Source organism: Weissella paramesenteroides ATCC 33313, assembly GCF_000160575.1.
In the GTDB taxonomy this organism is placed as follows: domain Bacteria; phylum Bacillota; class Bacilli; order Lactobacillales; family Lactobacillaceae; genus Weissella; species Weissella paramesenteroides.
Window position 1 is genome coordinate 265153 of sequence record NZ_GG697129.1, and the last position, 16715, is coordinate 281867.

Annotated in this window: 17 protein-coding genes and 1 other RNA gene; 3 read left to right on the top strand and 15 right to left on the bottom strand. The window is 39.3% G+C overall.

From position 1 onward, the window contains the following. Window positions 1-13 precede the first annotated feature (13 nt). From tmk to abc-f, 10 genes are all read right to left on the bottom strand, one after another. Window positions 14-658 (bottom strand): dTMP kinase, encoded by a 645-nt coding sequence (gene tmk, locus HMPREF0877_RS04205; protein ID WP_002828003.1) that lies wholly within the window; start codon window positions 656-658, stop codon window positions 14-16. A gap of 133 nt (window positions 659-791) precedes the next feature. Then, window positions 792-1055, bottom strand: coding sequence for a YaaL family protein (locus HMPREF0877_RS04210; RefSeq protein WP_002828004.1), 264 nt, complete (start codon window positions 1053-1055; stop codon window positions 792-794). Next, a complete protein-coding gene (gene recR / locus HMPREF0877_RS04215) occupies window positions 1052-1651 on the bottom strand; it encodes a recombination mediator RecR (RefSeq protein WP_002828005.1) in 600 nt (199 codons plus the stop codon). The genes HMPREF0877_RS04210 and recR overlap by 4 nt, the downstream gene beginning before the upstream one ends. A gap of 27 nt (window positions 1652-1678) precedes the next feature. Continuing rightward, entirely contained in the window at window positions 1679-1987 is a 309-nt protein-coding gene (locus HMPREF0877_RS04220) for a YbaB/EbfC family nucleoid-associated protein (RefSeq protein WP_002828006.1), read from the bottom strand. 24 nt (window positions 1988-2011) lie between these two features. Then, window positions 2012-3757, bottom strand: a complete 1746-nt coding sequence (dnaX, locus tag HMPREF0877_RS04225; RefSeq protein WP_040760543.1) for a DNA polymerase III subunit gamma/tau — start codon at window positions 3755-3757, stop codon at window positions 2012-2014. Between the two features lie 433 nt (window positions 3758-4190). Next, an RNA gene (ffs, locus tag HMPREF0877_RS09840) (signal recognition particle sRNA small type) lies at window positions 4191-4276 on the bottom strand. 20 nt (window positions 4277-4296) lie between these two features. Beyond that, window positions 4297-4824, bottom strand: coding sequence for a nucleoside deaminase (locus HMPREF0877_RS04230; RefSeq protein ID WP_002828008.1), 528 nt, complete (start codon window positions 4822-4824; stop codon window positions 4297-4299). Further along, complete coding sequence (locus HMPREF0877_RS04235) at window positions 4802-5419, bottom strand: class I SAM-dependent methyltransferase (protein ID WP_040760545.1); 618 nt, start codon at window positions 5417-5419, stop codon at window positions 4802-4804. The genes HMPREF0877_RS04230 and HMPREF0877_RS04235 overlap by 23 nt, the downstream gene beginning before the upstream one ends. A gap of 26 nt (window positions 5420-5445) precedes the next feature. After that, on the bottom strand, window positions 5446-6411 hold the full coding sequence (locus HMPREF0877_RS04240; RefSeq protein WP_002828010.1) for an alpha/beta hydrolase: 966 nt from the start codon (window positions 6409-6411) through the stop codon (window positions 5446-5448). A gap of 66 nt (window positions 6412-6477) precedes the next feature. Then, window positions 6478-7989 carry a ribosomal protection-like ABC-F family protein gene (gene abc-f, locus HMPREF0877_RS04245; protein WP_040760746.1) on the bottom strand — a complete coding sequence of 504 codons (1512 nt, stop codon included), beginning with the start codon at window positions 7987-7989 and terminating at the stop codon, window positions 6478-6480. Between the two features lie 388 nt (window positions 7990-8377). Between abc-f and HMPREF0877_RS04250 the strand changes: the two genes are divergently transcribed. Further along, the gene (locus HMPREF0877_RS04250; protein WP_002828012.1) at window positions 8378-10183 is read left to right on the top strand and encodes a M3 family oligoendopeptidase; all 1806 of its coding nucleotides are present in this window, start codon (window positions 8378-8380) and stop codon (window positions 10181-10183) included. A 233-nt stretch (window positions 10184-10416) separates the two neighbouring features. After that, window positions 10417-11829: a sugar porter family MFS transporter gene (locus tag HMPREF0877_RS04255; protein WP_002828013.1), complete on the top strand. Its 1413-nt coding sequence runs from the start codon at window positions 10417-10419 to the stop codon at window positions 11827-11829. Between the two features lie 69 nt (window positions 11830-11898). Here HMPREF0877_RS04255 and HMPREF0877_RS04260 read toward each other — a convergent pair whose 3' ends face one another. Beyond that, complete coding sequence (locus tag HMPREF0877_RS04260) at window positions 11899-12687, bottom strand: CHAD domain-containing protein (RefSeq protein ID WP_002828014.1); 789 nt, start codon at window positions 12685-12687, stop codon at window positions 11899-11901. A 259-nt stretch (window positions 12688-12946) separates the two neighbouring features. Here HMPREF0877_RS04260 and HMPREF0877_RS04265 point away from each other — a divergent pair, with 259 nt between their 5' ends. Further along, complete coding sequence (locus HMPREF0877_RS04265) at window positions 12947-13129, top strand: PspC domain-containing protein (RefSeq protein ID WP_002828015.1); 183 nt, start codon at window positions 12947-12949, stop codon at window positions 13127-13129. A 56-nt stretch (window positions 13130-13185) separates the two neighbouring features. On the opposite strand, the gene HMPREF0877_RS04270 is transcribed toward HMPREF0877_RS04265, so the two are convergent. The 4 genes from HMPREF0877_RS04270 to HMPREF0877_RS04285 all read right to left on the bottom strand — a co-directional run bounded on the left by HMPREF0877_RS04270 (window position 13186) and on the right by HMPREF0877_RS04285 (window position 16669). After that, complete coding sequence (locus HMPREF0877_RS04270; protein ID WP_002828016.1) at window positions 13186-14430, bottom strand: chloride channel protein; 1245 nt, start codon at window positions 14428-14430, stop codon at window positions 13186-13188. A gap of 16 nt (window positions 14431-14446) precedes the next feature. Next, entirely contained in the window at window positions 14447-15277 is an 831-nt protein-coding gene (locus HMPREF0877_RS04275; RefSeq protein ID WP_002828017.1) for a hypothetical protein, read from the bottom strand. Window positions 15278-15288: 11 nt separating this feature from the next. Continuing rightward, complete coding sequence (locus HMPREF0877_RS04280) at window positions 15289-15690, bottom strand: helix-turn-helix domain-containing protein (protein ID WP_002828018.1); 402 nt, start codon at window positions 15688-15690, stop codon at window positions 15289-15291. A gap of 130 nt (window positions 15691-15820) precedes the next feature. Then, a complete protein-coding gene (locus tag HMPREF0877_RS04285; RefSeq protein ID WP_002828019.1) occupies window positions 15821-16669 on the bottom strand; it encodes a methyltransferase domain-containing protein in 849 nt (282 codons plus the stop codon). Window positions 16670-16715: the final 46 nt, after the last annotated feature.

Genomic DNA, 16715 nt, shown 5'->3' on the forward strand with positions numbered 1-16715 from the left:
ATGTGGAAACCTCCTAGTCGTGTATACCAAGTATTGGCATCAATGCTGTCCATGTATCTGTTATAACATCAGCCAAGTCCTGCTCGGCATTAATAATTAGAAAACGTTCTGGATATTGCGTTGCAAGTTGGTGATAGGCATCAGTCACTCGTTGATGAAATGATAGCTTTTCAACATCCAAACGATTAATTTCGTCTTGTCGATTTTCCTGAATCCGCTGTAGCCCAACCTCAGGACGAATATCTAAGTAAATCGTTGCTGTTGGCATAATGCCCTTTGTTGCAAACTGATTAATCTCTGTTACTGCCTCAATACCTAAGCGACGACCACCACCTTGATAAGCGATAGAGCTATCTACATATCGATCACTCACAACAACCTTATCAGCCGCCAATGCTGGCAACACAGTATCGACTAAATGTTGACGCCGTGATGCCGCATATAGCAAAGCTTCAGTCCAAGCATCCATACTGGGTAAATTAGGATCTAAAACCACGTCACGAATTGCTTCAGCAACTTGGCTATCTTTGCCTCCTGGTTCTCTTGTTAATACCAACTTGTCACCTAGTAACGGGGCTAGTCGTTCAACGATTGCTCGTAAGACAGATGTCTTTCCCGCGCCATCAGGACCCTCGAATGTGATAAATGTCCCTGACATGTATTCACCGCTTTCTAATCATTCTATATTTTTTATTATACCAAAAAGAAGCCGATACAAAATAGTTTCGACCTCTTATTTAATAAATTACCAATAAAATGATAATTTTATATAACTTTTACTATCATTCATATTACTCTGGATGAACAAATGCAGTTGACCAATGTCCCCGCATCCCCCGTTGTCGTGCAGCTCGTAGTAAAAAGAAGTATTTTTGCTTTGCTCTGGCTGTCTCGGCCTTGATCATCCGTGGCGCAATATCGCTTTCAAACATAGCTGTCTCAGATTTACGCGCTTTTTCGTAATCATATTTTGCACGTTCGATTGCTTTTGATAATTGCTCATCATATGCTTGTTTGTCAAACTTTGGACGTTTACTATGTAATTTAAATCTCACAGTTGCGTCCTCCCTTCGACTGCCTTAATTAACGTAATCTGATCAGCATAATCAATATCACTACCAACTGACAATCCAGTTGCTAATCTTGAAACCTTTAACCCTGCTGGCTTTAATAAACGTGACAAGTACATTGCTGTCGCCTCTCCCTCAGCATTTGCATTGGTGGCAACAATAACTTCTTGAATCGTTTCATCCTTTTGCAGACGATTGACCAATGACTCAATATTAATATCATCAGGGCCCTTACCCTCTAGTGGTGAGAGCACACCATGTAAGACATGATACAAGCCACGATATTCACCTGTATTCTCAATGGCCATCAAGTCCTTCACTTCAGCAACAACCAGCACTTGGCTCTGATCACGATTCTTATCTGAACAAATCACACAAGGATCAGTTTCCGTTAAATTACCACATATTGAACAAAACTGGAGATCACGCTTTGCCGAAATTAATGATTGTGCAAAACTAGTAACCTCTTCTTCAGGCATATCGATGGTGTAGAACGCTAACCGCGTTGCAGTCTTTATGCCAATACCTGGTAATTTTGTATAACTATCAATTAATTTTGCAATTGGCTCTGGATACTGCATGCATCTGCCTTCTTTCTACAACATTTTTTAGAACATACCCTTTGGTGCAAACTGTCCTAAGCGCTTTTGTTGATCCTGCTCAATTTGCTTTAACGCATCATTGACAGCGACAATAACCATATCTGATAGACCTTCAACATCTTCTGGATCAACAATTTCTTCATTAATTTGTAAATCTTTCAATTCACGATCACCATTGAAGGTTGCCAATACAACATCAGATGGTGCGTGACCAATATAATCCGTCTTTGCAATTGCAGCCTGTTCATCTGCCATTTGCTGTTGCATCTTCTTTGCTTGCTTCATCATTTGTTGCATATTTTGTCCACCGAACATTTATCATTTCCTCATTTCATATTTTTAATCATCAATTTCTTCAACAAGTGCTGCATCAAAAATTGTTTTTGCTTCTGTTACTAAATTATCTTCCACCGGTTCGTCAGTTTCTTCAACATCAGGATTTACCGGTGGGGTTTGCTGTTTGTGTTTTGGCAATTGCGCCACAAATTTTGCACGTAATTGTGGCCAACTCTCTGTTGTAATAAAGATTAATTGACGTTCATTTTGTGCTTGTGTTAATTCACGAATTTGTGTCACCATCGTCTGTAACAAATCCGCCTTGTGCATGGCATTAACACGAATCACATCAAAATCGAATGCGACAACTAATCCATTGCTTGATGCTGCAATTGGCCGTGAGACATTCAACATCGCCTGCTCAGGCACTGGCAACATATTGATCATGTCACCCCATATCGATGTAATGCGGTCTAAATCACCACGGGTTGCTTCCGATAGCACCCCAAATACAGCTGCTTGGTCATCACTAACATGTGGCGCAACACGCGATCTTTGACCATTCATCGCAGTTGGTTCTGGTGATGGCTTTGGTTGATCTTCGACAGTAGTTTTTAACTGCTCTGGTGCTGACGACGACTTGACAGTAACAGGTTGCACAGATGGCTGAACCGGTTGGGACACTGGTGTTACGTGTACAACTTCCGCTGAAGACACAGACGGCGAACCACCTTGACTCGTAGGTTGACTAAGTTTAACGGTCAACACTTCAAGGTAAATAGCTGGGCGATTCGTGAAACGTAATTGTTGCTGCGTTTCATTCAATGTATCAATCATGTTATACCAGACATTTGCTGATTGATCCTTTGCTAATTGTGTAAATGTCTCATCAGGGACCAGCGTCACCAACTCTGGTGCTTCGGTATACAATAATAAGTCACGTGCGTAGCTGATTAAGTCTTCAACAAAGCGATTGGCATCTTTTCCTTCGTCCAAAACTTCAGATAATTTTGCCAATCCCTGCTTCGTATCCTGATTAACAACTGCTTCAACATAGTTGCCCAGCAATGTTTGCGTCACAGAACCTGTCACTAACAACGCATTATCCAACGTCACATGTCCATCACCAAATGATAATGCCTGATCTAGAATGCTTAATGCATCACGCATTCCCCCATCGGCTGCATTAGCAATAACCTTCAATGCCGCCTCATCATACGTATTACCACGTTGATTCAATATATAGACCATGCGTTCATATGCTGATTGCGCATTGATGCGCTTAAAATCAAAACGTTGCGTACGTGAAATGATCGTTGCTGGGATTTTTTGTGGCTCAGTGGTTGCCAAAATAAAGATAACATTTGCTGGTGGTTCTTCTAAGGTTTTGAGTAACGCATTAAAGGCCCCCGTCGATAACATATGAACCTCGTCAATAATATACACTTTATATTTTGCACGAGTTGGCGCATAAGTCACATCTTCACGAATTTCACGAATTTCATCGACCCCATTATTCGATGCCGCATCCAGCTCGATAATGTCACCGAGTGTGCCATTATCAGCTGCTTGACAAATCTCACAAGTACCATCCGGTTCACCATCAACTGGATGGAGACAGTTAATGGCTTTCGCAAAAATTTTAGCAGCGGACGTCTTTCCGGTTCCCCTGGGTCCATTAAACAAATATGCGTGCGTTATTTGCCCAGTTATAATGGCATTCTTTAAAGTCTTGGTCACGATTTCTTGACCAATCATATCGCTAAATTTTTGTGGACGCCACGTCCGATATAACGCCTGATATGCCATGACTTGTGACCCCTTTCTCATCAGTTACTTTTCGCCGATTTATTTGTAACTATCACTATCAATAATATCAGAAAAAACGTGTTGATAACAGCTTACTTCAATGTTTTAAATCTAGTTGTCACGTTGTTGTGCTACTTCATTATACAAAATAAGTAACAGAGACAGTGATATGAAAAAGAAGTTGAAACAAAAAAATTGTTCCAACTTTTTTTGCTAAAAATATATTCATTATCAGCATAAAATTTTTATAGCATAAACGCGTTCCAAAAGTTTGAAGCCTCAATGTAACGCAATTTACGCAATCCCTGTCCTTCGCTTTGCTACGGCCAAAAATTGCGCAAACCACGTTACACACCGGCTTCAAAACGACTTTTGTCTCGCTCTCATGAAAAAGAGGCTAGAACGAAATGTTCTAACCTCTGCTTAATTACTAAAAGAAGTGAAGCACAATGCACGGTCTCCTTAGTGCTGCTGCCTTCCGACCCTGACACGATTCGAAGTGCACACTTGCCCCACGAACTATATTATAGCAAGAATTTTTATTTTTGACCAGTGTTTTCCGCAGCCAATCGTCGCTGACGTTTTTCTGCTTTTTTCCGTTGTCTAACTGCTTTAAAAAATTGTTTTAACAACGAACTCGCCTCATCTGCTCGAACCCCTGCATGTACGTTTACTTGATGGTTTAATCGTTCATCTGTCAATAATTCATACATGGACGTCACACCACCAGCCTTGGGATCATCTGCACCATAATAAACATCTGTCAATCTGGTTTGCTGAATCAATCCGGCACACATAATGCAAGGTTCTAACGTGACAAATAATTGTGCATCTGGCAAACGCCAAGAATGCAATTGCCTGTTTGCTTCTATAATAGCCTGATATTCAGCATGCTGACTGCCATCTTGCATATGTTCTCGTAAATTAAATGCTCGACTGACGACCTGACCATCCTGTACAACGACTGCACCAATAGGGACCTCGCCAATCATGGCTGCTTTACGTGCTTCAGCTAAAGCAAGACCCATAAAGTAATCAACTTGGTTAGTTGTTAATGGTGCTGCCATAACGACTCTCCAAAATATAATACCCCTTATCTTTAGCAATCGTTTGCACGTTACCAAATAAGTCAGCCATTAATTTTTTAGCAGAAGGTGCACCCTGTTTCTTTTGCAAAACAACAGTCAATGTACCACCATTGACCAAGCGGTCAGCTGCTCCGGTAATCATATCCGTCACAATTTGCTTACCAGCTCGAACGGGTGGATTAGTTAGAATAGCCGCGAATTTCCCTGATACATGCTCATATCGATCAGATTGTATTACTGAGATTTGCTGCGCCACATGATTTTGTTCAGCATTACGTGCGACTAATTCCACGGCACGCGCATTAATTTCAGCGGCTACGAATGCTCGTTCTGGCATAACTTTCGCCAAACTAATGGCTACCGGTCCGTACCCCGCACCCAGATCTAAAATTTTGCCTGCGGGGATGTCTTGATTAAATGCCATCAACATTGTCCGTGTGCCATAATCAACCGTGCCTTTTGAAAAAACACCTGCATCAGTTGTAAACGTTAGCTGGTTATCAAATAACGTAAACGTCCAAGTATGTTCATCGTGAGCTGTGGTTGGGTTTGCGGTGTAATAGTGTTCAGCCATAATATTCCTTTCTTCAATCATTTGTTCTATTTAAAATACTGATTCAAAAAATGTCGCACTTTTGCTTCATACTTGGCAGGGTCTGTGCGGTATGATTCCACATGAGCGGCACCTGGTACCAAATACTTTTCTTTTGGTCCATTACTTGCCTCATAAACCGGCTTCATAAACCTAGTTGGCACAAACTTATCATTATCACCATGAATGAACAACATTGGCCGCTTATTCTTTGCCAATAGCTTTTCTGCATCGGCTTCGTGGTAGCTATAGCCAGCTAATACTTTTGAATAACCTGAAACAACTGGAATGATTAGATTTGCTAACCAGTCCGGCAGTCCATACATATTACCTGCTTCATAATGCAATTCATCAGTAACTGATGTATACCCAGAATCTTCAATGTATGCTTCGACCTGCTTTGGCGGATTCATCCCCGATAACATCATTGTCGTCGCACCACCCATGGATGCACCCATTACCGTGATACGACTTTGCTTGCCATTCTTAGCAAGCAATTCTTTTATCCAACCTTGATAATCTTTCGCATCTAGGTAACCAAAACCGATATACTTACCACCAGACTTACCAGCTGCACGATTATCAGGCATCAAAACGTTATACCCCATGCGATGGAACATTTCACCATATGGCGCCATTGACTTATGATCAACGCCAAACCCATGAATTACGATGACTGTTTTATTCGTTGGCTGCGTCGCCGGTAAATATGAGCCAACTAATTTGGTACCATCTTTTGCTCGTAAATGCCATGTTTCTGTATCGGCCGCTAACCACTTTTGTTGTTGTGGATATAGTGGGTTCTTCTTGCTAACTAAACCACTGCCAACAAAATCTTTTTTGGTCCGTACCTCAGCAACATGAAAAAAATACCCACCAGCGCCAAGAACAGCTGCCCCCATCACTACGACCAAAGTAGCTGCTACTGACCATATTTTTCTTTTGCGAGACCATCTTTTATGTTGTTTTGTCATCTTTAAATCCTTATCTTTTACCTACGAAACTTACTCAAAGTATTATATCATAAGGATTCGACTACTTTATTTTTCCGATTGTTCAGAATGGAGTTTGATTACTTGTGTCGCAACGTGCTTTAGAAAAGTTTCATCATGTTCAACAAGCAACATGGTCGGTTGTACTAATTTGATAACTTGTTCCAACTGTTCATGATTAAACACGTCAAGATAATTCAATGGTTCATCCCAAATAAATAACTCTGCTGGTGTCGCTAATGATTTGGCTAATTCAACCCGTTTCCGTTGGCCCATACTCATATCTTCAATCCGGTTTTCAAATACTCGTCGTTCCAGTCCCAGTTTGTGTAAGTTATTAAGTAAGTCTTCATAACTTAAATGATGTTCCTCAGCAAACTCAGACAAAGTGCCATGATTATCCTCATAATTCTGCCGAACATAGCTAATTTGCATATTGTTCGCTAAATCAGCCTGACCTGTTGCCTGTCCATCAAATTGTCCAAATAAATATTGAATAATTGAAGATTTACCAGAACCATTAGGACCTTGCAGTGCAATACGTTGGCCCTGTTCTAACTGAAATGAAAGTGGTTGAAACAGTGCTTGATTATCATAACTTAATTGCAAGTCTTCAACGGTTAATAATTGTTTTCGGTAACTAGGCTCATAGCTCATCGTCAGTGGCTCGACCGTTTCGATCTCCTTTAGTAATTGCTGTTTTTCTTCAATACGCTGTGTCATATGATTAACCAACGTCTTGGAACGTTTCATCGTCCGCGCAGCCCGCGCACCAATAAAACCAGTATCAAAAATTGCACCACTACCCTTAACATTTGGCTTACCATATTTATCTTTTTCTCGTCCGCGTGACCATTCTGCTTTTTCAGCCGCTGTTTGCTTTAACCGACTAATTTCTGATTGCAATTTTTTGTTTTGTTCTTGTTCATAGCTATCACGTGCCGCTTTTTGTTCTTCATACACAGAAAAGTTTCCTTGATATAACACAAGTTGCTGCTTTTCAATGGCAACGACATGATCAACAACTTCATCAACAAATGAACGATCATGGCTAACTAATATAAAACCCTGTTTTTTAGCTTTTAAATACTTAGCTACTTGCCGTCTAGCTTGTTGATCTAAATGATTGGTCGGCTCATCAATTAATGGAAAATGTTGATCATCACTGAAAAGTAGCGCTAATAAAGCCTTGGTTTGTTCACCACCTGAAAGACTATCAAATGGTCGCCATAAAATACTTGGATCCGTTTGTAGCAAGCTTAATTCTTTTTCTATTCGCCAACTCTCAATATCATTTTTATCAGTTAGTACAAAGTAAGTTAGTTGGGTTCGGTCTTTGATTGGCTGTGGAAAATAATTAAAAGCCTCTTGATGAATAATCGTCCCTTGATAAGGGTATTCACCCATGATCAATTTCAGCAAAGTTGTTTTACCACGCCCATTACGACCAATTAATCCTAGTTTCCAACTTGTGTCGATAATTAAATTTGTTTGGTTAAACAATAACTGTGTTTGATTACCAAAACCAAACGTTAGTTTTTTTAATTCAATCGTGCTCATATTGTGACCCCCTGTAAATAAATCAGGCAGTAAAAACAACATAAAGCGCACAAAAAAACCGCCATATGAAGTCATCATACCACCTGAAAATGCCGAAACTACACCATAAAAATATGGCAATAGTTATTGTTGCAATTTCAATATGGTATTAATTCTTCAATGGACGGTCCTCACTTTTTTTATTTATTTACAAGCTATAAATTATCATAAATAATGTCAGAAGTCTATATAAAGCTATCGTAATTAGGTATCCTTCTTTAGAGAATCATCTAAAGAGGAACAGATGCCCCCATTAATAAATTAATTAAGCTTAAATGGCCACTCATGTACGGTTTTTGCTATTTATGCTAAAATAATTAGAACAATATGAGATTAACGGAGATATAAAATGACATATTCATTAAATTGGGATCTAGATCCTATCTATCCAGGTGGGATTGAATCCCCTGAATTCGCAGATAAACTATTATTACTTGCACAACAAATCACTGATCTAAAAAACAATGTTGCTGAATACGAAAAGCAGACGGATCATGCTTTTACAGTTTTTGCCAAATTGGTCAATGATAACCAAGTCATTTTTTCAGGTCTACGAACAGCTGCCTTGTTTGTTAATGCCCTATCAGCTGCCGATTATACAAATCCAGCTTATCGTCCTTATCAAACGAAAGTGTCTGAATTAGGCGTGGCCTATCAAGCATCATTGAATGCCTTCGCAAAATTATTAACGACATTCTCAGATACAGAATTTAAGCAAGCTTTGGCAGAAGAAACGGTTGCCCCAGTGGCTTTTTATCTTAATGAACTTCGTACGCAAGCTGATCGTTTATTAGATGATCAAACCGAAGAACTGCTAAACACCTTAGCCCTAGATGGACTGAAAGCTTGGTCAGAACATTATGATACAATTAGTGCCGGGTTGACGATGACTTACACGGATGAAAATGGTAAACAACAATCATTATCAGCCGGTCAAGCCTTAAACCGAATTGATGATTATCCAGACAATGATACTCGTGCCGAAATTATGCACCAATACGAAAAAATGTGGGGTAGTGCCGAGAATTTAGCAGCTGATACCTTAAATCATTTAGCTGGTGCCCGTTTGACTGAGCAAAAGGCCCATGGTTACAATGATTTCCTTGAAGAACCACTTGAATTAAACCGTATGTCTCGCGCAACACTGGATACGATGTGGCAAGTTGTAGATGATAATAAGGATATGTTCAAACCTTATTTTGAACGTAAAGCACAACTACTTGGTCTTGAAAAAATTGGTTGGCAGGATCAGTCTGCACCAATCACAAAATTAGGAGACTATGAACCAACAACCAACACTTATGATGAGGCAGCTGCCTTTATCATTAAAAACTTTGGCAAGTACTCCCCTAAGATGGCTGCTTTTGCGCAACATGCATTTGAGAATCAATGGATTGAAGCTGAAAATCGGCAAGGTAAAACGCCAGGTGCTTGGATGGAAAGTGTGCCAGATATTCATGAATCGCGTATCATTACAACCTTTACGGGTTCTGTCAATGACTCTGCGACCATTGCGCATGAAGTTGGTCATGGTTTCCACACCTCTGTCTTAACAGATTTACCTGTGTGGCGAGATTCTTATGCGATGAATGTTGCCGAAACAGCATCAACTTTTGCTGAAATGTTGATTGCTGATGCCAATGTACAGACGGCTAAATCAGATGCGGAAAAAGTTGTCTTGCTAGATGCAAAAATGACCAATCCAATTGCGATGTTCTTGAACATCCATGCCCGTTTCTTATTTGAAAAGAGTTTCTATGAAGAACGTGAAAATGGCTTCGTCCCTGCTTCACGCTTAAATGAATTAATGGACCATGCACAAAAAGCCGCCTTTGGTGGTATTTTGGATGAACGCCACCCACACTTCTGGGCTTCTAAGTTGCACTTCTATATTGATGATGTGCCATTCTATAACTTCCCATACACCTTTGGTTACCTATTTAGTCAAGGTATTTATGCTTGGGCACAAACACAAGATGATTTTGAAGCTGCCTATATTTCACTGCTACGTGATACCGCAAATATGACAACCGAAGAATTAGCTAAAAAGCACCTCGGCGTTGATTTAACTGAACCAGACTTCTGGCAAGCTGGTGCTGATTTGGTTAAAAAGGATATCGATGAATTCTTGCGCTTATCAGAGCAATTCATTTAAAAGTAAATTAAATCTAAGTATTACTTAGGCTGAGCCGTAATTTCGTGCTCAGCTTTTTTTCTAAAAATATATTCATTATCAGCATGAAAAACAGCACGAAATTTTCATAGCATAAACGCTTTCATGCTGTGCTATAAGCATTTTAATTTTCGCTTAAGTTTCGTGTTATTACACTATATACATAAGACTATTTCACTTGGACAAGTATTGTTAATACTTCATAACGTCCATTAATGCAATTTTTATTAAAAATTTTGGAAGGAAGTGTTTCATTTTTGCATAAAGAAAAGTCTGGTCCGAAAAAGAATAATCCGTTTCTAAGCTATACATCCTATGTCATTGCGTTAGGTGGCTTCTTATTTGGTTACGATACTGGGGTGATTAATGGTGCCTTAACTTTTATTAGTCGTCCAGATCAACTTGGGGCTTTGCCCACTGTTCAAGGGTTGATTTCTAGTGCCCTTGTGCTGGGTTGCATGTTTGGTGCATTAGCCAATACAACCCTCGCTGATAAGCTTGGGCGCAAACGACTATTACAATGGGTAGCTGCTATCTTTACGATTGCCACAGTGGCCTGTGCATTATCACTTAATGCTTGGATGTTGATCAGTTCACGCTTTATTCTTGGTTTATCTGTTGGCTGTGCATCCAGTTTGTCACCGTTATATCTCAACGAAGTGTCTCCAGATATATTGCAAACTCAAAATGTTAACAAAAATGCGATCGCCATCGTCCTTGGACAATTAACCGCATTTACGGTCAATGCCATTCTTGGTTCACTTTGGCCTGATTGGCACCCAATTTGGCGAATCATGATGCTAGCCGCTGCAATTCCCGCAATTTTACTGTGGATAACCTCAACAAAGATTCCCAACAGTCCATTTTGGTATCTCTTGCAACGTCAACGTGAGCATGCTGGTCGTATTTTTAAGGAACTTGGTTTCTCAAAAACTGATATACACGAGAATGTTGTTGATGCCAAAGAGTCAATCAGTCAAGGAGATAAAACCAACTGGCATATGCTTTTCTCATCTAAGCCAGCAATTTATCTATTGGGTGCTGGTATCACTGTTGGTTTTATTCAACAAGCATCTGGAATCAACACGGTCATGTATTATGGCTCTGTTATTCTTGAAAAGGTCGGTTTAGGATCTGGTGGTTCTTTGTATGGTAACGTTTTAATCGGTCTTGTCTCATCCTTGGCTATTTTAGGTGGTAAAAGAGTCGTTGAACGGCTGTCATCTTATCGGCTACTCACAATTGGCCTAACAGCCAACGTTGTGAGTTTAGGATTATTAAGTTGGGTCATGAAAACCACCCCATTAGCACCAGCAGCAAATAATGTTCTCGTGCTAATCATTTTGGCATTTTTCTTGGCAACGCAACAAGGTCTAGTTAGTCCAACAACTTGGATGTTACTATCCGAAATGTTTCCACAACAATTACGAACAACCTTTAATGCAATGAGTACCGCAATGATTTGGTTAACAAACTTTGTTATTAGTCTAATCTTCCCAATTCTAATTGCTCATCAAGGGACAGCAGGTGTCTTTATTATATTCACATTTGCCAATCTTGGCTGCATCTTTCTGGCTGCTATATTCGCAAATTCACGCCTGGTCAAGCGTGCTGCGGCAAAGTTCTAAAACAATCTATAAAATCATAGCGTATACGTTTAAGAGGTTGGAACAAAAAAATGTTCCAACCTTTTTTGGCTAAAACACATCTTTTACAGCAACACTATTTTCTTGGTAATCTGCAATCTTCATGTACATCTCATGCTTCGACTGACTAGTTGTTTTTTCAGCCAAATCTTGCAGTTGATGCTTAATAACATGCGCATCTGTGATTGCACCACATATATCTTGAATCTTCTTAGCAAGTTTTACTCGCTTATGTTCTTTCTTAGGCACATAATCTGCAAAATAAGTCGCTGAATAACGTAGCGTTTTGGCACGTTTACGTACATGATGGACACGCTCATAGTTTTGAAAATCCAGATTATGATATTGCTTCATTAATTTTCGATCTCGGCGTTTAAACTCTTTGGCCATCATGTTACCTTGATCGATTTCCCCTGCAAACTTTAAGTCTTTTAAAGTGGTGTTTACCTTATCAAGATATTTCTCGATGATTACTCGTGATTCTTCGGTAAGAGTCTGCGCCATTTTTTCGACTCGGCGGTGTTGCAATTGCTTAAAAAGTTCTGGATAAATGGTACCATCCTCCGGGTATTGATAAGCATACTCACCAACTTTTGCAATTAAAACATCCAAATCTCGTAAATCACTAAAATGTTGTGCAAATTCACCTAAATCTGTATTCAATTGGTTATAAATTGATGTTACCAACGCTGGTTTCAAAAATTTAATCAAACCACGTAACGTTCGAATTGATACACGTAAATCGTGGACTCGCTCAACTTCATAAGGATTATTTTGATATCGTAACCACTCAGCTTGAATTTGTTGATACTGTTGTTGCATAACTTCTTTAACTGACATACGAGCCACCTCCTCTGGCTATTAATCATCATTCTCACGATGTCAGGTGAAACATCCATCTTTTGTTTAAAAATAGCACGTTTCGTTAATAAAGTAGACCAATAAGTATCAGGTTTTTATCGCATATTTCTGATGTAATGCTAGTCAAGCGCATAGAATTTATATTTTAAAGCATCAATATTATTATATAAGAGTACATGCAACCTATTTCTTTCACTTACCTGTATAATAAAGACAAACTAACTAGGGGGAACTACAAATGAATTTATATCGTTCAAAAAATCATCGCATCATTGCTGGTGTCCTTGGCGGAATAGCTGAACGCTTTGGATGGAATGTCACCTTACTTCGTTTTATCTGGATTCTCTTAACCATCACACCATTGCCTGGTTTGATTATTTATCTAGTTCTGTGGCTAATTTTGCCTGAAAAAGATGATTAACCAAAAAATATCTATACCAAAAAAGCGACCGATATGTGGTCGCTTTTTTATATAAATTATTTTAGTATCAATTTAGATGATGCACTAGCTAAAACCACAGTTAGTCCTAGTGGTAACAGTGCTGAATAGTCTAAGTGACACACCTCAAATAACATAAACAATGCCATCAATGGTGCTTGTTGAGATGCTGCTAAAAAGCCCACAGCCCCAATAACACCAGCTTGGACAAGGGAAGCTCCTGGTACAATCAATACATATCCAAAGCCAAGCAAGACACCTAATGCACCACCAATGGCAATCGATGGTGTCAACGTACCACCGGCCGCACCTCCTTTAATTGTCATAATTGTAACAGCTGCTTTTAGCAATGCGCCAATAAGTAAGAAGATTGCTAAATGATAGTCCGTATTTACAAAAGCAAATTCAGCTAATCCACGACCATTCCCCATAATTTGTGGCATAAACATGGCAACTAGACCGGTTATCAACGCTGCTGTTGGTAATTGCCACAAAATTTGTGAGTGCATTGCACTATATTTACCAGCCCACTGAAAGCCACGTCGGAACCAGGCCCCCAACACACCCATTAGGACTCCAATAACCAAAACAAATGGCAACATATCCAAGGCAAAACTCTTTTGCGCGATTAAGTAGTATGGTACAAAGCCCTTCGAAATTGAACCAACTAACATCGCAATTACTGACATCCCCAGGCTAACCGAAATGGTTTTCATATCAACCTTTTTTAATAAAATTTCTACTGCAAATAGCATCCCCGTGATTGGTGCAATGTAAATCCCCGCAAATCCAGCACCAGCAGCAGCAGCAATTAATAATCGTTGATCATCTGTTGATAACTTGGCCAAACCAAAACGAATCATCAATATTTGCCACTGTTGCGCCAACAATGCACCAGCTTCTCGCGGGGCTAGCTCACGGCCAACTGATCCACCTGTTCCAACATAAACTATTTGCGTCATGACATGAATAGCAGTCGACCAAAATGGCATTTTTTTGCCCTTCAATGCCCCATTAATACTAACTGTTGGTTGTGAATATCGTTTTAAAAAATACCAAATTAGTGCCACAATAACACCACCAACGGTTACTGAAACCAAGCGATTAACGGCCGTTGCTTGTGTTGGTACAGGTATTTTTGCATTTTCTTCAAAATGTAAAAATAATCGCTCCACAACATCTAATAGTTCACCAAGCAACAATGAACTAAATCCAACCACTAATCCAAGTACAATGGTTGAAATGATTAGGGTAATTGTCTGTTGCTTCGTCTCTTTCACCATGATTTACATCCTTTATTTACTCTACCTCAAAAACTTGCTCATTAATCAAATCAAACGATTGATGATGAGTATTCAATAATGGCTTTAATTTAGCCTCTGACCAAAAGGCTTTAGAATTCGTCGCACCGTTTTCTTCACCAATAACAAGAAACTTTTTATTACGATATTGTGTTCGAATAGCTTGAAGGACTTCCCAATCATCTTCTGAAGTATCTGGTGCCCAGCTCATCAAAATAACAGCAACACTATCACCATAATTCGCTAACGCTGATAACGCACTCATCTTTTTTACTTTGGTTACCGGCTGACACAGAGTAACTTCAGGTTGATGACGCCATGATTTATTATCCGTTGCAATGATTGTTTGTTTTGGTTGACAGGCACGTAAGCCCGCAGAAAGATACCCATGACCAGCCATTAATTCCAATACTGGATACCCAGCAGTATAGTAAGATAAATCCTGAACAAATGGTGTCGAGACAAAGCCATACATACTAAAATACTCAATGAGTGCATCTCTCAGATGGCGCACTAAAAAATCAATGTTTTCTAATGATTCGACCATTTGTCCCCATAAGACATTACCTTTATTTGGCTGATTTGGAAATTTATTTAAAACATTTTGTTGCACGTCTGCAATCATTACATCTGTTACTGCTAATTGTGGTAATTGGTCTGGCAAATATCCTGAATTAATCGCTTGGATTACTTGCTGAACTTGATGAATGAGTGCCGAAACTGAATGAATTTCTTTAAATAATGATTGATACGACAACAGCTCACTAAGATAATCAATCTCAGCGAGCTGTCTGCCGGTACCAAAACGAATAAGTTCTTCTTGGTTCATATGGGATCCTTTTAAAATAAACTTTCTTGGTGATTACTACGTTCATCATCCTCAGCAGTATAAGATACTGGATTTAAGTATGAATTGACATATTGGAAGATATCAAACCGCTGTTGATCTGTCAACGGTTTTCCATTAAAATCAATTTCCTTACCTGACAAGAATAATAGTGATAAATCAGTCTTCTCAGACATTGCGCGCCCAACTAAAAAGTCCATTGATACATTAAAAAAGTCAGCTAATTTGCGTACTTCAATGTAAGATGGTGAACGGTCTCCTCGCTCCCAGTTTCCAATTTGAGCAGCTGTATTGGGCTTCTGACCTGGCTCAAGATGTTTATTCATTTCTTCAGCAAGATTTTCCAATGTGATATTACGACCTTTGCGTAATTCACGTAAGCGATCTGGAAACATACGCGCAAGACTCCATTCATTAAATATCGTTGATGGGCTCTCACCCTAGTATGTCCATTTTACCGAACTTTCATCGTTTTTTCCACAATTATTTGTGGAAAAGCTGTTATTTTATCCACATTATACACAATTAGTTTTGAACTGTCATAATAACAACGTTCACAGTGACCTTAGTTAAGGGCGTTGCTTCTGCCATTGCCTGTGTTTCTGGTCGTGCACCCCAATGTAATGGCGTCATATGTAATAAATCAACATATAAGTCTGCCGGAATTACCCAATCATATGAAATTTCATGTTGTGTTGCTGTCGGATAGTTTTCCATAAAACGTTGCACAACTTTATCATTTTGATAGGTATGCTTGGGAGAATCCATTGGATATAACATCTCACGTAACTGGTGCAAATAACCAGAGGCAGGCACAACCTTTACCAAAGTCCCACCTGGCTTTAGCACTCTTTTGAATTCTTCATAAGCGCTTGGTGAAAAGAATTCAACAATACTATCAAAACTTTCATTTGTAAAAGGTAAGTTTGCTAAATCCGCGACTGCAAAAAAGGCATCAGTATCTAATTGCGTTGCTAAATTTACCCCAGCTTTTGAAATATCAAAACCAATTGCCGTATCACTTTGATTACGCAAGGCTAACAAACGTTGCAATGGTGTCCCTTCACCCGTTCCAACATCTAAAATACGTTGTGCTGTCGTTGGTAACTCTGCATTCACTGCTTGTACAATACCATCAAAAAGTCCTGCTGTTAGCACTTTTCGCCGTGACGCTAACATACTATCATCGTATTCTGTATTGACTGCTTTATTTAAAAAATTGATTGATCCTTTTTTATTCAAATCCAGTTGGTGCCCTTGTGGACATACTAAACTATGCCCACTCACATGGTCATAGGGCTCATTATCTACTAAACATCGAAACATCGATAAATTTTGCGTAATAAAAGCAATCCCTTTGTCTATTTTCTTCATTTTAAATTACAATCTTTCCATTTGTTTTCAATTGATAGCATATCAC

What these genes read in the sequence shown, in the direction of transcription:
- tmk (WP_002828003.1), bottom strand. Translation starts at nt 658, where the DNA reads ATGTCAGGGACATTTATCACATTCGAGGGTCCTGATGGCGCGGGAAAG.
- recR (WP_002828005.1), bottom strand. Translation starts at nt 1,651, where the DNA reads ATGCAGTATCCAGAGCCAATTGCAAAATTAATTGATAGTTATACAAAA.
- HMPREF0877_RS04220 (WP_002828006.1), bottom strand. Translation starts at nt 1,987, where the DNA reads ATGTTCGGTGGACAAAATATGCAACAAATGATGAAGCAAGCAAAGAAG.
- dnaX (WP_040760543.1), bottom strand. Translation starts at nt 3,757, where the DNA reads ATGGCATATCAGGCGTTATATCGGACGTGGCGTCCACAAAAATTTAGC.
- HMPREF0877_RS04230 (WP_002828008.1), bottom strand. Translation starts at nt 4,824, where the DNA reads ATGGCAGCACCATTAACAACTAACCAAGTTGATTACTTTATGGGTCTT.
- HMPREF0877_RS04235 (WP_040760545.1), bottom strand. Translation starts at nt 5,419, where the DNA reads ATGGCTGAACACTATTACACCGCAAACCCAACCACAGCTCACGATGAA.
- HMPREF0877_RS04240 (WP_002828010.1), bottom strand. Translation starts at nt 6,411, where the DNA reads ATGACAAAACAACATAAAAGATGGTCTCGCAAAAGAAAAATATGGTCA.
- abc-f (WP_040760746.1), bottom strand. Translation starts at nt 7,989, where the DNA reads ATGAGCACGATTGAATTAAAAAAACTAACGTTTGGTTTTGGTAATCAA.
- HMPREF0877_RS04250 (WP_002828012.1), top strand. Translation starts at nt 8,378, where the DNA reads ATGACATATTCATTAAATTGGGATCTAGATCCTATCTATCCAGGTGGG.
- HMPREF0877_RS04255 (WP_002828013.1), top strand. Translation starts at nt 10,417, where the DNA reads ATGCAATTTTTATTAAAAATTTTGGAAGGAAGTGTTTCATTTTTGCAT.
- HMPREF0877_RS04260 (WP_002828014.1), bottom strand. Translation starts at nt 12,687, where the DNA reads ATGTCAGTTAAAGAAGTTATGCAACAACAGTATCAACAAATTCAAGCT.
- HMPREF0877_RS04265 (WP_002828015.1), top strand. Translation starts at nt 12,947, where the DNA reads ATGAATTTATATCGTTCAAAAAATCATCGCATCATTGCTGGTGTCCTT.
- HMPREF0877_RS04270 (WP_002828016.1), bottom strand. Translation starts at nt 14,430, where the DNA reads ATGGTGAAAGAGACGAAGCAACAGACAATTACCCTAATCATTTCAACC.
- HMPREF0877_RS04275 (WP_002828017.1), bottom strand. Translation starts at nt 15,277, where the DNA reads ATGAACCAAGAAGAACTTATTCGTTTTGGTACCGGCAGACAGCTCGCT.
- HMPREF0877_RS04280 (WP_002828018.1), bottom strand. Translation starts at nt 15,690, where the DNA reads ATGTTTCCAGATCGCTTACGTGAATTACGCAAAGGTCGTAATATCACA.
- HMPREF0877_RS04285 (WP_002828019.1), bottom strand. Translation starts at nt 16,669, where the DNA reads ATGAAGAAAATAGACAAAGGGATTGCTTTTATTACGCAAAATTTATCG.